This window comes from Streptomyces sp. NPDC020362 (assembly GCF_040642095.1).
Classification (GTDB): Bacteria; Actinomycetota; Actinomycetes; order Streptomycetales; family Streptomycetaceae; genus Streptomyces.
On sequence record NZ_JBFAET010000064.1, the window covers coordinates 1 to 21,502 of the forward strand.

13 protein-coding genes are annotated in these 21,502 nt (G+C 72.3%); 4 read left to right on the top strand and 9 right to left on the bottom strand.

The window, feature by feature from the left end; all coding sequences use genetic code 11:
* Positions 1-179: 179 nt before the first annotated feature.
* The 4 genes from AB0H32_RS22990 to AB0H32_RS23005 form a co-directional block, all read right to left on the bottom strand.
* A complete protein-coding gene (locus tag AB0H32_RS22990; protein ID WP_361123663.1) occupies positions 180-503 on the bottom strand; it encodes a hypothetical protein in 324 nt (107 codons plus the stop codon).
* Positions 500-868, bottom strand: a complete 369-nt coding sequence (locus AB0H32_RS22995) for a WhiB family transcriptional regulator (RefSeq protein ID WP_023546912.1) — start codon at positions 866-868, stop codon at positions 500-502. The genes AB0H32_RS22990 and AB0H32_RS22995 overlap by 4 nt, the downstream gene beginning before the upstream one ends.
* Positions 869-1,041: 173 nt before the next feature.
* A complete protein-coding gene (locus AB0H32_RS23000; protein ID WP_361123666.1) occupies positions 1,042-1,365 on the bottom strand; it encodes a hypothetical protein in 324 nt (107 codons plus the stop codon).
* 163 nt (positions 1,366-1,528) lie between these two features.
* Positions 1,529-3,724, bottom strand: coding sequence for an ATP-dependent DNA helicase UvrD2 (locus tag AB0H32_RS23005; protein ID WP_361123669.1), 2,196 nt, complete (start codon positions 3,722-3,724; stop codon positions 1,529-1,531).
* 184 nt (positions 3,725-3,908) lie between these two features.
* Between AB0H32_RS23005 and AB0H32_RS23010 the strand changes: the two genes are divergently transcribed.
* Positions 3,909-4,151 carry a mycoredoxin gene (locus AB0H32_RS23010; RefSeq protein ID WP_061924256.1) on the top strand — a complete coding sequence of 81 codons (243 nt, stop codon included), beginning with the start codon at positions 3,909-3,911 and terminating at the stop codon, positions 4,149-4,151.
* 181 nt (positions 4,152-4,332) lie between these two features.
* Here AB0H32_RS23010 and nudC read toward each other — a convergent pair whose 3' ends face one another.
* The 5 genes from nudC to AB0H32_RS23035 all read right to left on the bottom strand — a co-directional run bounded on the left by nudC (position 4,333) and on the right by AB0H32_RS23035 (position 15,059).
* Positions 4,333-5,277 (bottom strand): NAD(+) diphosphatase, encoded by a 945-nt coding sequence (nudC, locus tag AB0H32_RS23015; RefSeq protein ID WP_361123672.1) that lies wholly within the window; start codon positions 5,275-5,277, stop codon positions 4,333-4,335.
* Between the two features lie 152 nt (positions 5,278-5,429).
* Positions 5,430-6,833: a dipeptidase gene (locus AB0H32_RS23020; RefSeq protein ID WP_361123675.1), complete on the bottom strand. Its 1,404-nt coding sequence runs from the start codon at positions 6,831-6,833 to the stop codon at positions 5,430-5,432.
* A gap of 47 nt (positions 6,834-6,880) precedes the next feature.
* The gene (locus tag AB0H32_RS23025; RefSeq protein WP_361123678.1) at positions 6,881-10,678 is read right to left on the bottom strand and encodes a UvrD-helicase domain-containing protein; all 3,798 of its coding nucleotides are present in this window, start codon (positions 10,676-10,678) and stop codon (positions 6,881-6,883) included.
* A gap of 122 nt (positions 10,679-10,800) precedes the next feature.
* Positions 10,801-14,364, bottom strand: coding sequence for an ATP-dependent DNA helicase (locus AB0H32_RS23030; RefSeq protein WP_361123742.1), 3,564 nt, complete (start codon positions 14,362-14,364; stop codon positions 10,801-10,803).
* Between the two features lie 308 nt (positions 14,365-14,672).
* A complete protein-coding gene (locus AB0H32_RS23035; RefSeq protein ID WP_361123681.1) occupies positions 14,673-15,059 on the bottom strand; it encodes an MGMT family protein in 387 nt (128 codons plus the stop codon).
* A gap of 185 nt (positions 15,060-15,244) precedes the next feature.
* Here AB0H32_RS23035 and AB0H32_RS23040 point away from each other — a divergent pair, with 185 nt between their 5' ends.
* The 3 genes from AB0H32_RS23040 (at position 15,245) to AB0H32_RS23050 (ending at position 21,393) form a co-directional block, all read left to right on the top strand.
* Positions 15,245-18,067, top strand: coding sequence for a lysylphosphatidylglycerol synthase domain-containing protein (locus AB0H32_RS23040; RefSeq protein ID WP_361123684.1), 2,823 nt, complete (start codon positions 15,245-15,247; stop codon positions 18,065-18,067).
* A gap of 85 nt (positions 18,068-18,152) precedes the next feature.
* Positions 18,153-19,700 (top strand): alpha/beta hydrolase, encoded by a 1,548-nt coding sequence (locus tag AB0H32_RS23045; protein ID WP_361123687.1) that lies wholly within the window; start codon positions 18,153-18,155, stop codon positions 19,698-19,700.
* 133 nt (positions 19,701-19,833) lie between these two features.
* Positions 19,834-21,393 carry an alpha/beta hydrolase gene (locus tag AB0H32_RS23050; RefSeq protein WP_361123690.1) on the top strand — a complete coding sequence of 520 codons (1,560 nt, stop codon included), beginning with the start codon at positions 19,834-19,836 and terminating at the stop codon, positions 21,391-21,393.
* Positions 21,394-21,502: the final 109 nt, after the last annotated feature.

Below are 21,502 nucleotides of genomic sequence, written 5' to 3' on the forward strand. Positions count from 1 at the left end.
GGTGCCGCCGCCCTCAACACTCCCGCGGGTAACACCCGACCCCGGCCCACAATAACCCGCGGGTGGGGGTATTGCCCGCCACACCCCCCGGGGGGGGCGGGCCGGTTCGGTCGGACCGGCCCCCGCGGGGAAGGTTTCGCCTCCCTGGACCGGGAGGCCACCGCTTCGGGTGTGTTCGATTACTGCATGACGGCCATGGCGAGCGCGCGGCGGGCGCGCAGCGAGGCGCGCTCCGCTCGGCGCTGCATCCGCCGGGCGGTCGCCAGGCGCATGGCGCGGCGTTCCCGGTCGGCCTCGTGCAGCCGGTCGCGCATATGCGCACGAGCCAGGGCTTCTGGGATGAGTTGCATCTCTCGGGTCCTGTTCTGACGCGAGTCGGTCGCGCCGGTGGTGGTGAAGTCTGGGGTCGCGGAGCCTGCGGGCTCGCTGGTGGACGGCTTCATCGGGGCCTGCTTCTTGGGGTCGTGCGTGAGGGGGCGGTCGATCGTTCCTGCGGTGTTCATGCCGTGACCGGGTTCTTGCGCGGGCGGCCACGCGGCCGCTTCCGGGCGACGACGACACCCTGGACGAACAGCTCGCCACCCCAGACGCCCCAGGGCTCACGCCGTTCCTTGGCGCCGGCGAGGCAGGCCTCGATCAGCGGGCAGGTGCGGCAGAGGGACTTGGCGTACTCGACGTCCGCCGGCGACTCGGCGAAGAAGACCTCCGGGTCGTAGGAGCGGCAGGGGACGGGTACGCCGAGGTTCTCGATGGCGTCGTCGAGCGCGGTGAGCGCGGTGAGGGGGGTCAAGGTGGAGTCCTCCGTGAGGCCGGGCGGGGGGATCGTCTGTGAAGGCGGTACGGACGGGGCGTGCGCTTCGAGTTGCACGGTTGGTCTTCCTCGTCTGGTCGGTCCGGCCTGTTGACCGGGTGTCGGCGTGGTACCGGGTTCTTTCCTGTCCCGAGGCCCCTTCGCTCCGTCGTCCCCGTTCGGGGCAAACAGAAGGGCCGCGGATCCCGGGTGGGGTTCCGCGGCCCTGAAGGCGCCGGCCTGATCGGCGATCAGGCTGGATCACTCCAGGGTTCTGGCCCACGGAAGGCCCACATCAGGTGGTGCTGCGTCGTCTGCTTCCGGAATCCGGCACCGGCCGCCGCAAAGGCATAGGCATGTGCCTGCGCCTCTACCGCTTCCAGTGCCTTGGTCGGTCGCTCATTGCGCTCGCGGACGGGAAGACCCGCGAGAGACAGGGCGGGTGCCGGACGGTCGGCACGGATGCCGGACAGACCGGTGCCCTGGTTCGAGACGCCGAGAATGCACGTGGAGACGGCCGAGCGATCGGTCAGTTTGGCCGCGCTGCTGCTGATGCTGGTCTTGATGCTGATCACTGGACTCGCCTCCTCTCGGCGTCTTGGGGACTGGGGTGAGCCAGTCCGTTCGGATATGCAAGTACAACACGGAACTCGGCCTTCGAGAAGGCCGCGGCTTCCGTGCCTAGAACCTATGGGGATTGCTGGGGCATGCGCAAACTATTTTTTCGACGAGTTGGTATCAGTCGCTCCCGTCGCCCTCCATACCTTCCTGGCCTGCACAGATGGCCAGTACGTCGGTGCCGTAGCGCTGCAGCTTGCGGCTGAGGACGCCGGGGATGCGGGAGAGTTCGGCCGGGCTGTCGGGCCGCGCTTCGGCGATGGCCATCAGGGTGCGGTCCGTGAAGACGCAGAAGTCGGGCTGTCCGCTGCGTTCGGCCTGAACGGCTCGCCATGCACGCAGCCGTTCGTAGAGGCCCTCGTCCATGTCGGAGGGGCAGTCCTCGCAGCGCATCAGCTTCATTTCGCCCGCGTCGGCGAGGGTGCGGCCGCAGACCCGGCAGCGGGCCGGGGTGCGCTGGGTACGCCGGCGGACTGCGGGGGCGCCGGCTCGGGTTCCGCGTTCGATGCCGCCGGCTGCGGCCGTCCCGGTGTGGCCGACGGTGGCGGTGGAGCCGGGGCGCAGGCCGTCGAGGAAGCGGCTGGGCCTGCGGTTGGGCCGGCCGCCGGGTGCGCGGGACAGGGCCCAGGAGAGGTGGAGGCGTTCTCGGGCGCGGGTGACTCCGACGTAGAGGAGGCGGCGTTCCTCCTCGACCTGCTCGTCGGTCTTGGCGTAGGTGATCGGCATCATGCCTTCGGCGATACCGACCAGGAAGACGACGTCCCACTCCAGGCCCTTGGCCGCGTGCAGGGAGGCCAGGGTGACGCCTTGGACGGTGGGGGCGTGCTGAGCGTTGGCCCGTTCGTCGAGTTCGGCCACGAGGTCGCCGAGGGTTGCTCCCGGCCGGGCCGCGGCGAAGTCGTGGGCGAGGTTGACCAGGGCGGCCAGGGACTCCCAGCGTTCTCTGACGGCGCCGGAGCCGGCCGGCGGCTGGCTGGTCCAGCCTTCCCCCGACAGGACCGCACGCACTTGTGAGGGCAGGTCCACGGCGTCGTCGAGCAGGGAGTCGTTGCCGCCGAAGCGGGCCGCGCCGCGCAGGGCGATGCCGGCCTTGCGCACCTCGGGGCGGTCGAAGAAGCGTTCGGCGCCGCGCAGCTGGTAGGAGACGCCGGCGTCGGCGAGGGCCTGTTCGTAGGTTTCGGACTGGGAGTTGGTGCGGAAGAGGACGGCGATCTCGGCGGCGGGGACGCCGGCGTCGATCAGTTCGCGGATGCGGCGGGCGGCGCCCTCGGCCTCGGCGGGCTCGTCGGTGTACTCGGTGTAGAGGGGTTCGGGGCCGGCGGCACGCTGGGAGACCAGTTCGAGCCGGTGGTCGGCGGCGCGGCCGCGAGCTTGGGCGAGCAGGCCGTTGGCGAGGTGGACCACCTGGGGCGTGGAGCGGTAGTCGCGGACGAGTTTGACGACGGTGGCGCCGGGATGGCGCAGCCGGAAGTCGAGGAGGTGGTCGGGCGTTGCTCCTGTGAATGAGTAGATCGTCTGGCTGGCGTCGCCGACGACGCACAGGCTGTCGCGCTCGCCCAGCCACAGTTCCAGCAGCCGCTGCTGGAGGGGGCTGACGTCCTGGTACTCGTCGACGACGAAGTGCTGGTACTGGCTGCGGACCTGTTCGGCGATGTCGTGCCGGTCCTGGAGGACGGCGACGGTCAGCAGCAGGACGTCCTCGAAGTCGATGACGGCCCGGTCGCGCTTGAGGTCTTCGTAGGCCGCGTAGAGGTGGGCGATCTCCGCCGGGTCGCGGGGGGCCTCGCGTCCGGCCTTCGCGGCTGCGTAGGGGTAGTCGGCGGGTACGGTCTGAGTGACCTTGGACCATTCGATCTCGGCGGTGGCGTCGCGCAGCTCGCCCCGGTCGAGGCGGATCTTGCAGGCGGCGGCCGCGTCGGCGACGAGTTGGATCTTGCGGTCGACGAGCCGGGGCATGGAGCCGCCGATTGCTTTCGGCCAGAAGTACTGGAGTTGGCGCAGTGCGGCGGAGTGGAAGGTGCGGGCCTGTACGCCGTGGGCGCCGAGCTGGCGCAGGCGGCCGCGCATCTCGCCGGCGGCGCGGTTGGTGAAGGTGACGGCGAGCACACTGGACGGCTGGAGGATCCCTGCGCGCACTCCGTAGGCGATGCGGTGGGTGATCGCCCGGGTCTTGCCCGTGCCTGCTCCGGCCAGAACGCACACCGGCCCGTGCAGGGCGGTGGCCACTTCGCGCTGCTCGGGGTCGAGCCCTTCGAGCACCGCGTCGGCCGTGTCCGGTGCCTGCGGGAAGAGGGGGGAGTGCGTTGCTGCTGTCACACCGCCATGCTGCCAGGTCGTCCGTGACGGCTGGGTCGGTTGTCCACAGGCGGGTGCTGATAGTCGTATGAATGCGGCAGGCGTCACAGGGGTGGGTGGATACCCCGGGTGGGAATGCCCGGCCGATGCCTTACGTTTTCTCCCTGGACGACCTTCCCCGAGCTGCCTGAGGAGCGCGAGAGACATGCAGGGCACTGTGACGATGTACAGCACGACTTGGTGCGGTTACTGCCGTCGGCTGAAGAGCCAGCTGGACCGGGAGGGCATCGCCTACACCGAGATCAACATCGAGCAGGACCCGGAGTCTGCCGCGTTCGTGGAGAAGGCGAACGGCGGAAACCAGACGGTTCCGACCGTGCGCTTCGCGGACGGCAGCACGCTGACGAACCCGTCGCTGGCTCAGGTGAAGCAGAAGCTCGCCGCCTGACGAGTCTCCGCATGTGCGGAGGAAGGCGGCTCCCGGGGCTGTGGTGCCTCGGGAGCCGCCCTTTTTGTGTCCTGCCTCACTCCGTGCGGCGCCTTGTGTCCTGCCTCACTCCGGCGTGCGGCGCCTTGTGTCCTGCCTCACTCCGATGTGCGGCGTCGGCGGCCGGTGCGTCGGCTCGGGTTCAGATGAAGCTCCTGGTCGGGAGTGGCTTGCCGTACCACATCTCGATCAGGCGGGCGGCGATGGAGATGCCGTACGGGGGCAGCACCTCGCCGGATTCGAAGGCTGCGTGCAGTTCCTCGCGGGAGAACCAGCGGGCCTCGTGGATCTCGTCGCCGTCGACGTTGATGTCGGTGGAGGTGGCGCGGGCCATGAAGCCCAGCATGAGGCTGGACGGGAAGGGCCACGGCTGGCTGGCGACGTATTCGACCGGCCCGACGGTGACGCCGACCTCTTCGAAGACCTCGCGGCGTACCGACTGCTCGATGGACTCGCCGGGCTCGACGAAGCCGGCGAGCGTGGAGAAGCGGCCCTCGGGCCAGTGGACCTGGCGGCCGAGCAGGATCCGGTCGTCCTCGTCGGTGACGGCCATGATCACCGCCGGGTCGGTGCGCGGGTAGTGCTCGGCTCCGCAGGCGGGGCAGCGGCGGATGTGGCCGGCGGCGGCGATGACCGTGCGCTCGCCGCAGCGGGAGCAGAAGCGGTGGGTGCGCTGCCAGTTCTCCAGGCCGACCGCGTGCACCATGAGGCCTGCGTCCCGCGGGGACAGGAGCAGTCCGGCCTCGCGCAGGCCTGCGGGGCGCGCGGACTGGTCGATGCGGCCGGGCAGGGAGTCCTTCTGGAGGGCGAAGTAGCTGACGCCTTCCTCGTCGATGCCGAGGAAGTAGCGGTGGGCCTCGGTGAGCGGCGCCTCGAAGGAGGGGGTCATGACGAGTTCGGTCCGGCCGTCGGGCGTCTCGTCGATGAGCACCTGGCCGCCGGAGACCACGAAGCAGCGGGTTGTGGGGTGGCTCCACGCCGCCGCGAGCCAGGCCTCGTCGAGCCGGTGGTGGGCGGCGCGGTCGATGCCGCTCGGGGCGGTCAGCGAGATGGGTCGGTCTGCGGTGTGGTCGGTCCAGGTGGTCACGGGTGCTTCCAACTCCCCCAGTGGAACGGTTCGTTTCGGCGGGCGGTTAGGCGGGACTAGGACGGGTGGGCACCGTGCCGGGCGTGGGCGGGGCGTGCGGGGCGGTTTTCCAGTGTGCCGCGCGCGGTGCCGTCCCGTACGGCGGCTGCTGGTCAGGGGGCGTGACGCCAGTTCTCGGCGAGGTCGCCCCACAGGTAGGCGCTGGTCTCGACGCCCTTGAGGAGGAGGTCGAGCTCGACCTTCTCGTTGGGGGCGTGCCAGCCGTCGGAGGGGACGGAGATGCCCAGGAAGAGGACGGGGGCGCCGAGGACCTCCTGGAGGTCGGCGGCGGGTCCGGAGCCGCCTTCACGGGTGAAGCGGACCGGGCCCTGGAAGGCTCGGCCCATGGCACGGGCCACCGACTGCAGCGCGGGGTGGTCGAGCGGGGTCAGGCACGGGCGCGTGGCGGAGCCGAAGCTGATCTCGTGCCGGATCCCGGCGGGTACCTGCTCGGCGGCCCAGGCGCGGACGGCCTTTTCGATGTGGGCGGGGTCCTGGCCTGCGACCATCCGGAAGGACAGCTTCACCATCGCCGAGGACGGGATGATCGTCTTGCTGCCGGGGCCCTGGTAGCCGCCGCCGATGCCGTTGACCTCGGCGGTCGGGCGGGCCCAGATGCGCTCCAGGGTGGTGTGCCCGGCCTCGCCGTGGGTGGCGTACGACTTTGCGGTGCGCAGCCACTGCTCCTCGTCGAAGGGCAGCTCGGCGAAGAGTTCGCGTTCGCGGTCGGTCAGCTCGACGATGCCGTCGTAGAAGCCGGGGATCGCCACGCGCGCGTGCTCGTCGTGCAGGGCTGCCACGAGGCGGGCGGCGGCGGTGGCCGGATTGGGGACGGCGCCGCCGAAGGAACCGGAGTGGATGTCCTGGTCGGGGCCGTGCAGCCGGATCTCGCACTCGGCGAGGCCGCGCATGCCGGTGCAGACGGTCGGGGTGTCCGCGGACCACATGCCGGTGTCGGAGACGATCACTGCGTCGGCGGTGAGCCGTTCGGCGTGCTCCTCGACGAGGCTTCGGAAGTGCGGGGAGCCGGACTCCTCCTCGCCTTCGACCAGCAGCTTGAGGTTGACGGCGGGGGCGGTGCGGCCGGTGGCGGCGAGGTGGGCGCGGACGCCGAGCGTATGGAAGAACACCTGGCCCTTGTCGTCGGCCGCACCGCGCGCGTAGAGGCGGTTTTCGCGGATGACGGGTTCGAAGGGCTCGCTGTCCCAGCCGTCCTCGCGGGCGGCGGGCTGCACGTCGTGGTGGCCGTAGACGAGGACGGTGGGTGCGTCGGGGGCGCCCGAGGGCCATTCGGCGTAGACGGCCGGGGCGCCCGGGGTCTGCCAGATCTCGGCGGTGGGGAAACCGGTCTCCTTGAGTTTGGCGGCGAGCCAGTCGGCGCTGTGCCGTACGTCGGGCGCGTGGTCGGGCTGGGCCGACACGGAGGGGATGCGCAGCCATGCGGCGAGGTCGTCGAGGAAGGCGGCGCGGTGTTGCTCGATGTACGTGCGGACAGCGCTGTCCGGGGTCTGGCTCATGCTCACGAGCCTATCGGCCCGCGCCGACATCCTCGGGGGGCGGTTCGTCACACTTGGCTTGCCTCGCGTGCCGCTTCCGTGTCGCCCGGGTTGTCACCCGTGAGCAGCCGCTCCAGGGCGGATCGGTCCGGCAGGCCCTCGGGTCGTACGACCTCGCCGCTGCGTACGTACAGGAAGGCGGCCGTGACCGATTCGGTCGGTACGCGCTGCTGCTCGGCCCAGGCCAGCCGGTAGACGGCGAGCTGGAGCGGGTCGGCGGTGCGGGTGCGGCTGGTCTTCCAGTCGACGATCTCGTAGGTCGCGGTGTGGCCGTCGCCGTTCTTGTAGACGGCGTCGATGCGGCCGCGTACGACCCGGCCGGCGAGGGTGAGCTGGAAGGGCTCCTCGACCCGGTAGGGGGTGCGGTGGGCGTACTCGGTGCGCTCGAAGGCCTCCTTGAGGGCATCCAGGTCGCGTTCGTCGGCGATCTCCGCTTCGCGGCCGGGCAGCTCGTCCGGCTCCAGCATGGGCAGCGTCAGTTCCTCGAAGCGCGCTTCGACCCAGGCGTGGAACCGGGTGCCCCGGCGCGCGGAGGGCTGTGGGGGGCGTGGCATGGGGCGCGCGAGTTCCTGTGCGAGCCCGTCCGGGTCCTCGGCGAGGAGCAGCAGCTGGGTGGCGGTCAGGGTGGCGGGCAGGGGGACGTCCGTGACGCTCTGCCGGGCGCGGAGCAGCTCGCCGGTGAGCGCGTCGAGGTCGCGGTCCCAGGAAGCGATGGTGCGGGCCTCCTCCGGGGTGATGTCCGGGGTGGCCTCGCCGGTGTGGTGCCGGGGACGGCCGGGTTCCGCGGGGGGCGGCGCCTGGTGGGGAACGGTCGGCCGCTCAGCACTCCAGGAGTCCTGGTCTCCGGGCTCTTCCGCGTGGGCGGCGGCGCCTTCGGTGTACGGGCTCTGGGCATGAGGGCTCCGGGCGTGCGACTCCTTGTCGCGCACGAAGTCCTGGCCGTACGGGCCGTCCTTACCGTACGGGCCGTCCTTGCCCTCCTCGCCGTGCAGACCTTCGTCGCTGTACGGGCTGTCGTCGCTGTACGGGTTGTCCTCGCTGTACGGGCTGTCGTCGCCGTACGGGCCGTCCTCGCCGTACGGGCCGTCCTCGCCGTACGGGCCGTCCTCGCCGTACGGGCCGTCCTCGCCGTACGGGCCGTCCTCGCCGTACGCGAAGTCCTCCCCGTAGGGGTCGCCCTCGTCGTACGGGAACTCCCCCGCGTACGGATCCTCGTCGTCCGGCGGTGCCGGCCAGTCGGGGTCGTCGAACGTGTCGGGGTCGTGGGCGGCGGGCGGGCGGCCGTCCTGCCGGGCGGCCAGGGTGTCCAAGGTCTCCAGGTGGGCGAGGACGGTCTCGGCGGCCGCGCGGCGACGGGCCAGGGCCGCGTCGTCCAGGGGCAGCGGCCACACCTGGTCGGCGGTGGCCGTGTGCAGGGCCGGGTTCTCCTCGTCCTCGGCGGGCTCGTCGGCCCACGCCTCGATCTCACCGAACCCGGCGGCGCAGTGGTCGTGGAGGGCCTGGAGGAAGTCGGAGGGCCCGCGGGGCTTCTTCTGGCTGGGCCCCCACCAGTGGCCGGAGCCGAGAAGGAGGGAGCGGGGACGGGTGAAGGTGACGTAGCCGAGACGGAGCTCCTCGGTGTGCTGGTGCTCCTTCATGGCCTCGTGGAAGGCCTTCATGCCCCGGGGGTCCCAGGTGTCGGCGTCGGGCAGGGTGTCGCTGTCGCCGCGCAGGGCGTGCGGCAGCACCTTGGCCTGCGCGGTCCACTTCTCGCGGCCCTGCGCGCTCGGGAAGGTGCCCTTGACCAGGCCGGGAACGGCGACGACGTCCCACTCCAGGCCCTTGGACCTGTGTGCGGTGAGCACCTTGACGGTGTTCTCGCCGCCGGGCAGGGCGTTGTCGAGGCCCTTCTCGTACTGGGCGGCGGTACGCAGGAAGCCGAGGAAGGCGAGCAGGGTGGCCTCGCCGTCGCCGGCGGCGAAGGAGGCGGCGACGTCCAGGAAGTTGGAGAGGGTCTCGCGGCGGCGGGCGGCCAGGGCGTGCGGGGAGGCGGACAGCTCCACCTCCAGGCCGGTGACCGTGAGGATGCGGTGCAGGACGTCCATGAGCGGGTCGGACAGGGAACGGCGCAGGTCGCGCAGTTCGGCGGCGAGGCGGGCGAAGCGCACGCGCGCGTCCGGGGAGAACGGCAGGCCGTCGTCGTCCCCGTACTCGTCCAGGGGGCTTTCCAGGAACGTGTCCAGGGCGTCCGCGAGGGATATCACCTCGGACGGGTCGACTCCTTCGACGGCCTCGGCGAGCCGGCGGTCGGGATCGTCGGTGTCCCCCACGCGCGCGTGGGAGACCAGCAGGCGGGCGCGGCGGCCCAGGAGGGCGAGGTCGCGGGGGCCGATGCGCCAGCGCGGGCCGGTCAGCAGGCGGACCAGGGAAGCGTTGGCCCCGGGGTCCTGGAGTACTTCGCAGACGGCGACGAGATCGGCGACCTCGGGCAGGTGCAGCAGCCCGGACAGGCCGACCACCTCGACGGGGATGTCACGGGCGACGAGGGCAGCCTGGATCTCGGCGAAGTCGGTCGCCGTGCGGCACAGTACGGCGATCTCTGCGGGGGCCTTGCCGGTGCGGACGAGGTGGGCGATGGAGTCGGCGATCCAGGCGGTCTCCTCGGCGTGGGTGCGCAGCAGGGCGCAGCGGACCGTGCCGTCGCGTTCGGCGCCGGGGGCCGGGCGGAGGGCCTCCACACCCGCGTGCAGGGCGCGCAGCGGCTCGGCGAGGCCGTTGGCGAGGTCGAGGAGGCGGCCGCCGCTGCGGCGGTTCTCGCTGAGCGCCCGGCGGGTGGCGGGGCGGCCGTCGGCGTGGGCGAAGTGCTCGGGGAAGTCGTCCAGGTTGGCGACGGAGGCGCCGCGCCAGCCGTAGATGGCCTGGCAGGGGTCGCCCACTGCGGTCACCGGGTGGCCCGTGCCGCCGCCGAACAGGCCCGACAGCAGGACGCGCTGGGCCACGGAGGTGTCCTGGTACTCGTCCAGGAGCACCACGCGGAACTCCTCGCGCAGCAGCCGGCCCACGTCGGGGATGGCGGCGAGTCGGGCGGACAGGGCGATCTGGTCGCCGAAGTCGAGCAGGTCCCGTTCGCGCTTGGCGGCCCGGTAGCGCACGACGAGGTCGGCGAGTTCGCGGCGGGCGGCAGCGGCTTCGGGGACCTTGCGCAGGTCGGCGTTGGTGAGCTTGGCGCCGTCCAGGGTGTGCAGCAGGCCGGTGTCCCAGGCGCGCAGCCGGGCGGGGTCCACGAGGTGTTCGGCGAGTTCGGAGTCGAGGGCGAGCAGGTCGCTGACGAGGTCGGCGAAGGAGCGGGTGAGCGCCGGGTAGGGGCCGGGGGCTTCGCGCAGCACGCGCGCGGCGAGCTGGTAGCGGGTTGCGTCGGCCAGCAGCCGGGTGGTGGGTTCGAGGCCGATGCGCAGGCCGTGGTCGGTCAGCAGACGGCCGGCGAAGGCGTGGTACGTCGAGATGACCGGCTCGCCGGGCGGGTTGTCCGGGTCGATGGCCTCGGGGTCGGTCACACCGGCTTTGATCAGCGCCTTGCGGACCCGCTCGGCGAGTTCACCGGCGGCCTTGTTGGTGAAGGTCAGGCCGAGCACCTGCTCGGGGGCGACCTGTCCGGTGCCGACCAGCCAGACCACGCGGGCCGCCATCACGGTCGTCTTGCCCGAGCCGGCTCCGGCCACGATCACCTGCGGGGCGGGCGGCGCGGTGATGCAGGCCGTCTGCTCCGGGGTGAACGGGATACCGAGGAGCTCTTTGAGCTGCTCGGGGTCGGTGATACGGGCGGGCATGTCGACAGAGGCTAGCGGCGGGCACTGACAGTCGAGGACGGATCGACCGCACGGGGAGGAAGAAACGCAGGTCAACGCATGTGGTGCCGTACGTCACCCGCGCCTCTCCCGGATGGCACAGGTCACTCGATCACGTGCCGGCCTTCGGGCCGCGCGCTGCACGAGGCGCGGAACGCGCAGTGCGTGCAGTGCTGGCCGGCGCTCGGTGTGAACCTCTCGTCGAGGACCTTCCCGGCGGCGGTGGCGAGCAGCTCGCCGGCCCACTCCCCCGCCAGCGGCTCCTGACCCTGCACCTTGGGCAGGTGCTCGCCGCCGTCCCGCTTGGCAGCGCCCTGCCTGAGGTGCACCAGTTCGGCGCCGCCCGTTTCGGGGCGCACGCCGTCGAAGGCGGTGTCGACGGCGCCCTCGCGGACGGCGAGCTGGTACACGGCGAGCTGCGGATGGCGGGCGACCTCGGCGCCGCTGGGCGCCTGCTTGCCGGTCTTGAAGTCCACGACGTAGGCCCGGCCGTCGCCGTCCGCCTCGACGCGGTCCATCTGGCCGCGGATGCGCACCTCGTAGTCGCCCGCGGCGAGGGTGATGTCGAAGTCCTGCTCGCTGGCCACCGAGGTGCGGCCGGTGCGGTCCAGTACGTGCCAGTTCAGGAAGCGTTCCAGCGCCACGCGCGCGTTGTCCTTCTCCTGGGCCGACTTCCAGGGCGCGTCGAAGGCGAGCGCGTTCCACACCGACTCCAGGCGTTCCATCAGCACGTCGAGGTCGGCCGGGGTGCGGCCGGAGGCGACCTCGTCGGCGAGGACGTGGACGACGTTGCCGAAGCCCTGGGCGGTGGTGGCGGGTGCGTCGGCCTTCACCTCGCGGCCCAGGAACCACTGCAGTGCGCAGGTGTTGGCGAGCTGGTCCAGGGCGCTGCCGGAGAGCACGACGGGCTGGTCGCGGTGGCGCAGCGGCACCTTGCTCTCGGTCGGCTCGAACATGCCCCACCAGCGGTAGGGGTGGGCGGACGGCACCAGTGGGCGGCCGTCCTCGTCGGCCAGCGCGGCGAGCCGGGCCAGGCGGCGGGCGGCCGCCTCGCGCAGGGCCGCCGAGGCGCGCGGGTCCACGGTGGTGGCGCGCAGCTCGGCGACGAGCGCGGCCACGGACAGCGGGCGGCGGGGGCGCCCGGTGACGTCGCGGGGTTCGACGCCCAGTTCGGTCAGGAAACGGGAGGGCTGGTCGCCGTCGTCGGCCGGTGCCTTCACCGCGGTCACCACGAGACGCTCACGCGCGCGCGTGGCGGCCACGTAGAACAGGCGGCGCTCCTCGGCGAGCAGCGCGCCCGGGGTGAGCGGTTCGGCGAGTCCGTCGCGGCCGATGCGGTCGGCTTCCAGGAGGGAGCCGCGCCGGCGCAGGTCGGGCCACAGGCCTTCCTGGACGCCGGCGACGACGACCAGCCGCCATTCCAGGCCCTTGGCGCGGTGTGCGGTCATCAGACGGACGGCGTCGGGGCGTACGGCGCGGCGCGTGAGGGTGTCGGCGGCGATGTCCTCGGCCTCGATCTCCTCCAAAAAGTTGAGGGTGCCGCGGCCTCCGGTGCGCTCCTCCGCGCGCGCGGCGGTGGCGAACAGCGCGCAGACCGCGTCGAGGTCACGGTCGGCGTTGCGGCCGGCGGCGCCGCCGCGCCGGGCGGCCCGTGCCAGACGTGCGGGCCAGGGTGTGCCGTCCCACAGGTCCCACAGTGCCTCCTCGGCCGTGCCGCCGTCGGCGAGGCGTTCGCGGGCTTTGCGGAGCAGCGCGCCGAGGCGCTGCGCTCCGCGCGCGTACGCGGGGTCGTGCGTCACGAGGCGCTCGGGTTCGGCGAGCGCCTGCGCGAGCAGTTCGTCGGAGGGCGGTGGCAGGGGGTTCCCTGCGGCCCGCTCCTCCTCGCGCAGGGCACGCCCGAGGCGGCGCAGATCGGCGGTGTCCATGCCCGCCAGGGGGGAGGTGAGGAGGGTGAGGGCGGTCTCGGCGTCGAGCCAGTGCGTGTCGGCGGCCGGCTCGTCGGCGTGCGCCTGCGCGGCGGCTTCAAGCACTGCGGACTCCCCGGTCTCGCCGGGCACCTCCTCAGGGGGACGCCGGGCGGCCTCCCCCGACGGCTCCCCGGCCTCGTCGGCCGCCTCTCCAGCGGGTCGCCGGGCGGTGGTCTCGGCCGTGGGCTCTTCCGGCTCGCCGGACACCTCCGCGCGCGCACGCCGGTCGGTCTCCGCCGTGAGCCCCTCCCCCGCACCGGACACTGCCGCGCGCGCACGCCCGGCGGTCTGCGCCGTGGCCCCCTCCACCTCGACGGACACTGCCGCTTCCGCGTGCGGACGCACGGCGGCCTCGGCCGTGGCGACAGCTCTGAGGGCCGTCAGCAGGGGTGCCACCGCCGGCTCGTGGCGCAGGGGCAGGTCGTCGCCGTCGATGTCCAGCGGGACGCCGGACGCGGTGAGGGCGCGGCGCAGCGTCGGGATGGTCCGGGAGCCGGCGCGCACCAGAACGGCCATGTCGCTCCAGGGGACGCCGTCCTCCAGGTGCGCGCGGCGCAGGATGTCGGCGATGTTGTCCACTTCCGTGCCGGACGTGGGGTACGTGTAGACCTCGATGCGGCCGCCGTCGCGTACGGCGGACGGTTCGCGGTGGGCGCGCACTTTCTCGGCGGGCAGCCGGGGCAGCGGCATGCGCCGGGTGATCAGGCGGGTGGCGGCCAGCAGGGCGGCGCCGGAGCGGCGGGAGGTACGCAGCACCTCGACCGGGGCCGGGCGGCCGTCCGTGCGCGGGAAGGCCGCGGGGAAGTCCAGGATGCCGTTCACGTCGGCGCCGCGGAAGGTGTAGATCGACTGGTCGGGGTCGCCGAAGGCGACCAGGGTGTGCCCGCCGCCGGCCAGGGCGTGCAGGAGCCGTACCTGGGCGGGGTCGGTGTCCTGGTACTCGTCGACGTACACGGCGTCGTACCGGGCGGAGAGGCGGGCTGCGACCTCCGGGCGGCGGGCGAGCAGCACCGCGCGGTGGACCAGTTCCGCGTAGTCGAGGACGCCCTGCAGGTCGAGCACGTCGAGGTATTCGGCGAGGAAGGCGGCCGCGGCCCGCCAGTCGGGGCGGCCGATGCGGCGGGCGAAGGCGTCCAGGGCGCCGGGTGACAGGCCCAGTTCACGGCTGCGGGCGAGGACGGCGCGCACCTCGTCGGCGAAGCCGCGCGTGGTCAGGCAGGCGCGCAGCTCGTCGGGCCAGCGCACGTGGTCGAGGCCGAGCCGCTCCAGCTCGGGGTGCCCGGCGAGCAGCCCGCGGACGGTGACGTCCTGCTCGGGTCCCGACAGCAGGCGCAGCGGCTCGGCGAACGGGCCGCTGTCCTGGTGGGCCCGGACGAGGGCGTAGCAGTACGAGTGGAAGGTGGTCGCCCGGGGTGCGCGGGCCGCGCCGATGCGCAGGGCCATCCGGTCGCGCAGGTCGACGGCGGCCTTGCGGCTGAAGGTCAGCACCAGGATGCGTTCGGGGTCGGCGCCGCGCGCGATGCGTGCCGCCACGGACTCCACCAGCGTGGTGGTCTTGCCGGTGCCGGGGCCTGCGAGGACGAGCAGTGGTCCGGTCCGGTGGTCAACCACGGCGCGCTGCGTGGCGTCCAACCGGGGGGGATCAACGTCGGACGGCGGGGTACGGACCAGTCGGTAAGCGCCACCGTTCCCCTGCCGCACCGGGGGGTGCGGCAGGCGCCTGATGGAGGAAGAGGAGCTCACGTGGTTCGCCGGTCCTGGTGGTCGTGCTGATGGGCAGGCGGTCACGCGTGCGAGGCGGTGGCCGCGGGGTGAGAGGGACACGTGCAGCCGACGCTACGCCGCCGCATCGGATGGAAGCAGGGCTTCCGCTTCTTCCCTCGCGGCTCTCGCTGCCCTCGCGCCACGTGCGTCCCTCACCTCACGAACGTACGTCATGCCACGGACGTCCCCGGTGTCCCTCGTACGGGCCACAGGTTCCCACCGAGGGCATCCGATGGCGGAAGCTGTCAGGTGTGACCCTCCGCGTCCGCTCCGCCGTCCCAGCGAGCCCGCCGCATGTCGAGTCGCGGCAGATGGCCCTCGGTGCTCCTGCCCGCCTCCTTCAGCGGTGTGCCCTCCGAGCGGTAGTGGTCGAGCGCGCGCAGCTCGTGGCCGGGCAGCAGCACTCCGTCGGCGCGCACCACGCGCCACCAGGGGACGGCGCCCCCGTAGAGGGCCATCACACGGCCGACCTGGCGCGGGCCTCCCTCTTCGAGCCACTCGGCGACGTCGCCGTACGTCATGACCCGCCCGGGCGGGATCCGCTCGGCGACCTCCAGGACCCGCTCGGCGTACTCCGGCAATGCGTCCGTGTACCCCGCGCGGGTGTCCTCGGCAGGGCTCTGCTCGCTCATTCGCCCCATCCTGCCGCACCCCGCCGACAACCGGGACGGGTGTCAGAAGGCGGGCCTCTCGCCCTTGGGCGGCACTTCGGGCAGACTGTCCGACCGCGCATCCGCACCCTGATGGCCGCGCATGCCGGTCGGGCATGCCACCATCGTGCGGGCGGTGACTGGTGATACGAGATCAAGAAGAGACCATGAAGGAGCAGGGCGTGCACCCCGAAGGCGCGGAGGGCACCCCTGGCGCGGCCGCACGTCCCGGCACCGCTCGCACAGGCCGGGGCGGGACCGGCGCCGCGAGCAAGGACGACGGCGTGCAGCGGTCCTCCACGCGCGCGCGTGAGGACGAAGCCGAGCCGGTCGAGGGGGCGCCCGTCCCCGAGAACGCGCCCACCGGCACGGAGCCGGGCACCGGCGACCACGGTCTGCGCCCGGACGAGGTCGAGGGTGACGAACCGCTGCTCCCCGCGCGCGTGCACCGCCCCTCCGACCTCATGCGGCTGCTGGTGGGCGTGCTCGCCATCGTCGTGCTGCTCGCCATCGCCGCGTTCGCGCACGGCACCACCTCGGGCCTCGAACAGGACATCAACAAGGGCACCGGCCAGGCACCCGACCTGCTCATCAAGATCGCGGGACTCGCCTCCAGCATCGCGATCCTGCTGGTGCCGGTCGCCTTCGCGATCGAACGTCTGATCAAACGGGACGGCCTGCGGATCGCCGACGGTGTCCTCGCGGCCGTGCTCGCGCACGGCGTGACGCTCGCCACCGATCTCTGGGTCGCCCGCGGCGCCCCGAGCTCCATCCAGGAGGCGCTCACCCAGCCCTCACCGGGGGACATCCACGCCCTGACCGACCCGGTGCACGGCTACCTGGCACCCGTCATCGCCTACATGACGGCCGTCGGCATGTCCCGCAGACCCCGGTGGCGCTCGGTGCTGTGGATCGTGCTGACGCTCGACGCGTTCTCGATGCTGGTCACCGGCTACACGACCCCGTTCTCGATCATCCTGACGGTGCTGATCGGCTGGACCATCGCCTACGGCACGCTGTACGCGGTCGGCTCGCCCAACGTCCGCCCCACCGGGCAGACCCTGATGGCGGGCCTCAGGCACGTCGGATTCCATCCCGTCGGCGCGGCCCGCGAGGAGGCCGTGGAGACCGAGAACGGCGACCGCGGCCGACGCTATTTCGTCACCCTGGAGGACGGCCCGCCGCTGGACGTCACGGTCGTCGACCGGGAACAGCAGGCCCAGGGCTTCTTCTACCGCGCGTGGCGCAACCTGACCCTGCGGGGCTTCGCCACCCGCTCCAGCCTGCAGTCGCTGCGCCAGGCGCTGGAGCAGGAGGCGCTGCTCGCGTACGCGGCGATCGCGGCGGGCGCCAACGCCCCCAAGCTGATCGCCACCTCGGAGCTCGGGCCGGACGCGGTGATGCTCGTCTACGAGCACACCGGCGGGCGCACGCTGGACTCGCTGACCGACGAGGAGATCACCGACGAGCTGCTGCGCAACGCCTGGCACCAGGTGCAGGCGTTGCAGTCCCGGCGCATCGCGCACCGCAGGCTGGCGGGTGACGCGATTCTGGTGGATCGTTCCGGCAAGGTGATCCTCACCGAGCTGCGCGGCGGTGAGATCGCGGCCGGCGACCTGCTGCTGCGCATGGACGTGGCCCAGTTGGTGACCACGCTCGGCCTGCGTGTGGGCGCCGAGCGGGCGGTGGCCTCGGCGGTCGGTGTGCTCGGTCCGGACGCGGTCGCCGACTGCCTGCCGATGCTGCAGCCCATCGCGCTGACGCGCTCCACGCGCGCGACGCTGCGCAAGCTGGCCAGGGAACGCGCCCAGCGGGAACGCGAGGCGGTTCTGGAGGCGTCCCGGCAGGCCAAGCAGGCCCGTCTGGAGGAGGCCTCCGAGTCGACCCGGCCCGCCCTCGAGAAGCCCGACAAGAAGACGGTCCGCGCCGAGCAGCGCGCGGAGAGGCGGGCCATCGACGAAGCCATTGACGAGGCACGCGAGGAGGACCTCCTCACACAGATCCGGCACCAGGTGCTGCGGATCAGGCCCCAGGCGCCCGTGGAGCCGGCCCGCCTGGAGCGGGTGCGCCCGCGCACGCTGATCAGCTTCATCGCCGGTGCGATCGGCGCGTACTACCTGCTGACCCAGCTGACCCATATCCAGTTCGGCACGCTGTTCGCGCAGGCCCAGTGGGGCTGGGTGGCCGCGGCGGTGCTGTTCTCCGCACTCAGTTACGTGGCCGCCGCAATGGCGCTGCTGGGGTTCGTGCCGGAGCGGGTGCCGTTCCCGCGCACGGTGGCGGCACAGGTCGCAGGCTCCTTCGTGAAGATCGTGGCGCCGGCGGCCGTGGGCGGTGTCGCCCTGAACACTCGCTTCCTTCAGCGCCAGGGCGTGCGCCCGGGGCTCGCGGTGGCGAGCGTCGGCGCGTCGCAGCTGTTCGGGCTCGGCTGTCACATCCTGATGCTGCTGTCCTTCGGCTACCTGACCGGAACCGAGAAGACGCCGTCGCTGTCGCCGTCCCGGACGGTCATCGCGGGTCTGCTGACCGTGGCCGTCCTGGTGCTCGTGGTGACCTCGGTGCCCTTCCTGCGGAAATTCGTCGTCACGCGCGTGAGGTCGCTGTTCGCCGGCGTCGTACCGCGCATGCTCGACGTGCTGCAGCGGCCGCAGAAGCTCGTCACCGGCATCGGCGGCATGCTCCTGCTGACTTTCTGCTTCGTCATGTGCCTGGATGCGTCGATCCGGGCCTTCGGCGACAGCGCGAACTCGATCAGCCTCGCCAGCGTCGCCGTCGTCTTCCTCGCCGGCAACGCGCTCGGCTCTGCGGCGCCCACCCCGGGCGGTGTGGGCGCGGTGGAGGCGAGCCTCACGCTCGGCCTGATCGCCTTCGGCCTGCCCAAGGAGGTCGCCGCCCCGGCCGTCCTGCTGTTCCGGCTGCTGACCCTGTGGCTGCCGGTGCTGCCGGGCTGGCTCGCCTTCAACCAGCTCACCCGTAAGGGCGCCCTGTAGGCGAGCCTGCGCAGCCGCTCACGGGGAGGTCCCTCCAACGGCCCGTGGGCGCGCGCGCCGGCCTGCGCGCCCTCACGATGGGAGCATGGCAATCCCCTCCCGGCTGCGTGCCACCGCCCTGACCACCGGCGTCGTGCTGCTGGCCGCTCTGCTGGCCGGGTGCAGTCACGCCGCCAAGGGGGACGGGGACCTCACGGCACAGAAGCTGGACTGGAAGGACTGCCCGGCGGCGTCCCAGGCGCAGGGCGGCGGCGGATCCCCCTCCCCGCTGCCGAACGGCACCAAGTGGCAGTGCGCCACCATGAAAGCTCCCCTGGACTGGAGCAGACCCAAGGGCGACACCATCGGGATCGCCCTGATCCGCGCCAGGGCCAGCGGGCCCGCCGACCAGCGGATCGGCTCGCTCGTGTTCAACTTCGGCGGCCCCGGCGGCAGCGGTGTCACCACCCTGCCCGCGTTCGGCGACGACTACGCCGCCCTGAACACCCGCTACGACCTGGTCAGCTTCGACCCGCGCGGAGTCGGCCGCAGCAAACCGGTGGAGTGCGAGAGCGACGCCCAGCTCGACGACTACTTCCAGCAGGACGCGACACCCGACGACAGGGCCGAGCGCACCCAGCTCCTGGAGCGCACCAAGCAGTTCAACGGCGCCTGCGAGAAGAACTCCAGGACGATCCTGCCGCATGTGCGCACCACCGACGCGGCCCGCGACATGGACCTGATGCGCCAGCTCCTCGGTGACGACAAACTGCACTACTTCGGCATCTCCTACGGCACCGAACTCGGCGGCGTCTACGCCCATCTCTTCCCCAAGCATGTCGGGCGGGCGGTCTTCGACGCGGTGGTCGACCCCACGCAGAACCCGGAACAGAGCGCGCTCGGGCAGGCCAAGGGCTTCCAGCTCGCGCTCGACAACTTCGCCGAGGACTGCACCTCGAAGACGACCGACTGCCCGATCGGCGACACCGCGCAGGACGTGAAGGACCGCATCGCCCAACTGCTGAAGGACCTGGAGAAGAAACCGATCCCCGGCATCCTGCCGCGCCAGCTGACCCAGACCGCGGCGACCAACGGCATCGCGCAGGCCCTGTACTCCAAGGATTTCTGGGAGTTCCTCACCGAGGGCCTGCAGCAGGCGTACGAGGGCGACGGCAGGGTCCTCATGCTGCTGTCCGACTCGATGAACGGCCGCAGCGAGAACGGCGAGTACAGCAACACCACCGCCGCGAACACCGCCATCAACTGCTCCGACGACAAACCGCGCTACAGCGCCGGACTTGTCCAGCAGAAACTGCCCGAGTTCCGTGCCGCCTCCCCGCTGTTCGGGGACTACCTGGCCTGGGGCATGGTCGGATGCACCGACTGGGCCGTGCCGGGCGCCGCCGACCATCCCGACGTCAGCGCACCGGGATCGGCGCCCATCCTCGTCGTCGGCAACACCGGCGACCCGGCCACCCCGTACGAGGGGGCGAAGAAGATGGCGGACGCCCTCGGCAAGGGCGTCGCCGTCGAGTTGACGTACCGGGGCCAGGGGCACGGGGCGTACGACAGCAAGAACAAGTGCGTGCAGAGCGCGGTGAACAGCTACCTGCTCGACGGAAAGGTGCCGAAGGCCGGCACAGTCTGCACCTGACACAGCCAAGCACGCCATGAAATCCGCAGGTCAGCAGGTTATCCACAGGCTGCCGCAGGTCGAGGCGGCTCCGCCTACCATGGCCTGAACGCTCGCCGCGGCACGGCGCGGAGGGCCTGCGAGGGGGGTGCGCATGTCGCGATTTCTGCGGTGGACGGCCGCCGTGGCCGCAGTGCTGCTGGTGGCCGGATGCAGTGGTGGCTCGTCCGGCGGAGGCCATGACGAGGGCAAGCGGGGCGGCCCGGCCAAGGGAGCGGCTCCGGCTCCCGCGGCTCAGGCGCCGTCCTCGGCGGACCTCCCCTCCTCGCTCACCGCGCAGCGGCTCGACTGGCGCCGCTGCAAGGCCACCGCCGACTCGGCCGCTCCCGGCGACGACTGGCGCTGCGCCACGCTCACCGTGCCGCTGGACTGGTCGAAGCCCGGCGGTACGACGATCCGTCTCGCCCTCATCCGCGCCCGGGCGAGCGGAGGCCACCGGCTCGGCTCGCTGCTGTTCAACTTCGGCGGTCCAGGCGGCTCGGGCGTGTCGATGATGCCCTACTACGCGGCCACCGTCTCCGCGCTGCGCGAGCACTACGACCTGGTGAGCTGGGACCCGCGCGGGGTCGCCGGCAGCGAGGGCGTGCGCTGCCGCGACGACCGGGACATCGAGGCGGCCGAAGCGGTGGACGCCACCCCGGACACCCCGGCCGAGGAGACGGCGTATCTGCGGGACGCAGCCGACTTCGGCCAGGGCTGCCGAAAGGCGGCCGGCACACTGCTGGCCCACGTGTCGACGACGGACACCGCGCGCGACATGGACCTGATGCGCCAGGTGCTCGGCGACCGCACGATGCACTACTTCGGCATCTCCTACGGCACCGAACTGGGCGGCGTGTACGCCCACTTGTTCCCGAAGCGGGTCGGCCGGCTGATCCTCGACGCGGTGGTCGACCCGACCGGGGACACGGTGGGCCACGCCGAGAACCAGGCCCGCGGCTTCCAGCGCGCCCTGGACGACTATCTGAAGTCCACCGGCCAGGACCCGAAGCAGGGCTCGCAAGAGATCGTGGACCTGCTCCGGCGGATCGACACGAAGCCGCTGCCCACGTCGTCCGGCCGCAAGCTGACCCAGACGCTCGCGATCACCGGAATCGTCCTGCCGCTGTACAGCGAGGCCGGCTGGCCGCGTCTGACCACTGCGCTCAAGTCGGCCGAGGGCGGCGACGGTTCACAGCTGCTGGCGCTCGCGGACGAGTACGACGAGCGCGACGGCTCGGGGCACTACGGTACGACGGGCCACTCCCAACGGGTCATATCGTGCCTGGACGACAAGCAGCGGCCCACGCTCGCTCAGACGAAGAAGCTGCTGCCCGAGTTCGAGCGGATCTCGCCAGTGTTCGGTGACTTCATGGGCTGGGACACGGCCGGGTGGTGCCACGACTGGCCGGTGCCGGGCCAGTTCGACACCCCCGAGGTCAGCGCTGCGGGTGCGGCACCGATCCTGCTGGTCGGCAACACCGGCGACCCGGCGACGCCGTACGAGGGTGCCCGCAGGATGGCCGACGAGCTGGGCAAGGGCGTCGGAGTCGAACTCACCTGGAAGGGAGAGGGACACGGCGCGTACGGGAACGGCAGCGACTGCGTCGACTCGGCGGTGAACGCCTACCTGATCGACGGGAAGGTCCCGAAGGACGGCACGGTCTGCTCATGAGGACGGCGTGGCCCCGGTCGCGCCCACAGCGCCCGAGGCCCCCGGGCCGCCGGGCCGCCGGGCCGCCGGGCCGCCGAGCCGCCGAGCCGCCGAGCCGCCGAGCCGCCGA

Coding starts and splice junctions, on each gene's coding strand:
- AB0H32_RS23045 (WP_361123687.1), top strand. CDS start 18,153: ATGGCAATCCCCTCCCGGCTGCGTGCCACCGCCCTGACCACCGGCGTC.
- AB0H32_RS23025 (WP_361123678.1), bottom strand. CDS start 10,678: ATGCCCGCCCGTATCACCGACCCCGAGCAGCTCAAAGAGCTCCTCGGT.
- AB0H32_RS23010 (WP_061924256.1), top strand. CDS start 3,909: ATGCAGGGCACTGTGACGATGTACAGCACGACTTGGTGCGGTTACTGC.
- AB0H32_RS23050 (WP_361123690.1), top strand. CDS start 19,834: ATGTCGCGATTTCTGCGGTGGACGGCCGCCGTGGCCGCAGTGCTGCTG.
- AB0H32_RS23040 (WP_361123684.1), top strand. CDS start 15,245: ATGAAGGAGCAGGGCGTGCACCCCGAAGGCGCGGAGGGCACCCCTGGC.
- AB0H32_RS23035 (WP_361123681.1), bottom strand. CDS start 15,059: ATGAGCGAGCAGAGCCCTGCCGAGGACACCCGCGCGGGGTACACGGAC.
- AB0H32_RS22990 (WP_361123663.1), bottom strand. CDS start 503: ATGAACACCGCAGGAACGATCGACCGCCCCCTCACGCACGACCCCAAG.
- AB0H32_RS23020 (WP_361123675.1), bottom strand. CDS start 6,833: ATGAGCCAGACCCCGGACAGCGCTGTCCGCACGTACATCGAGCAACAC.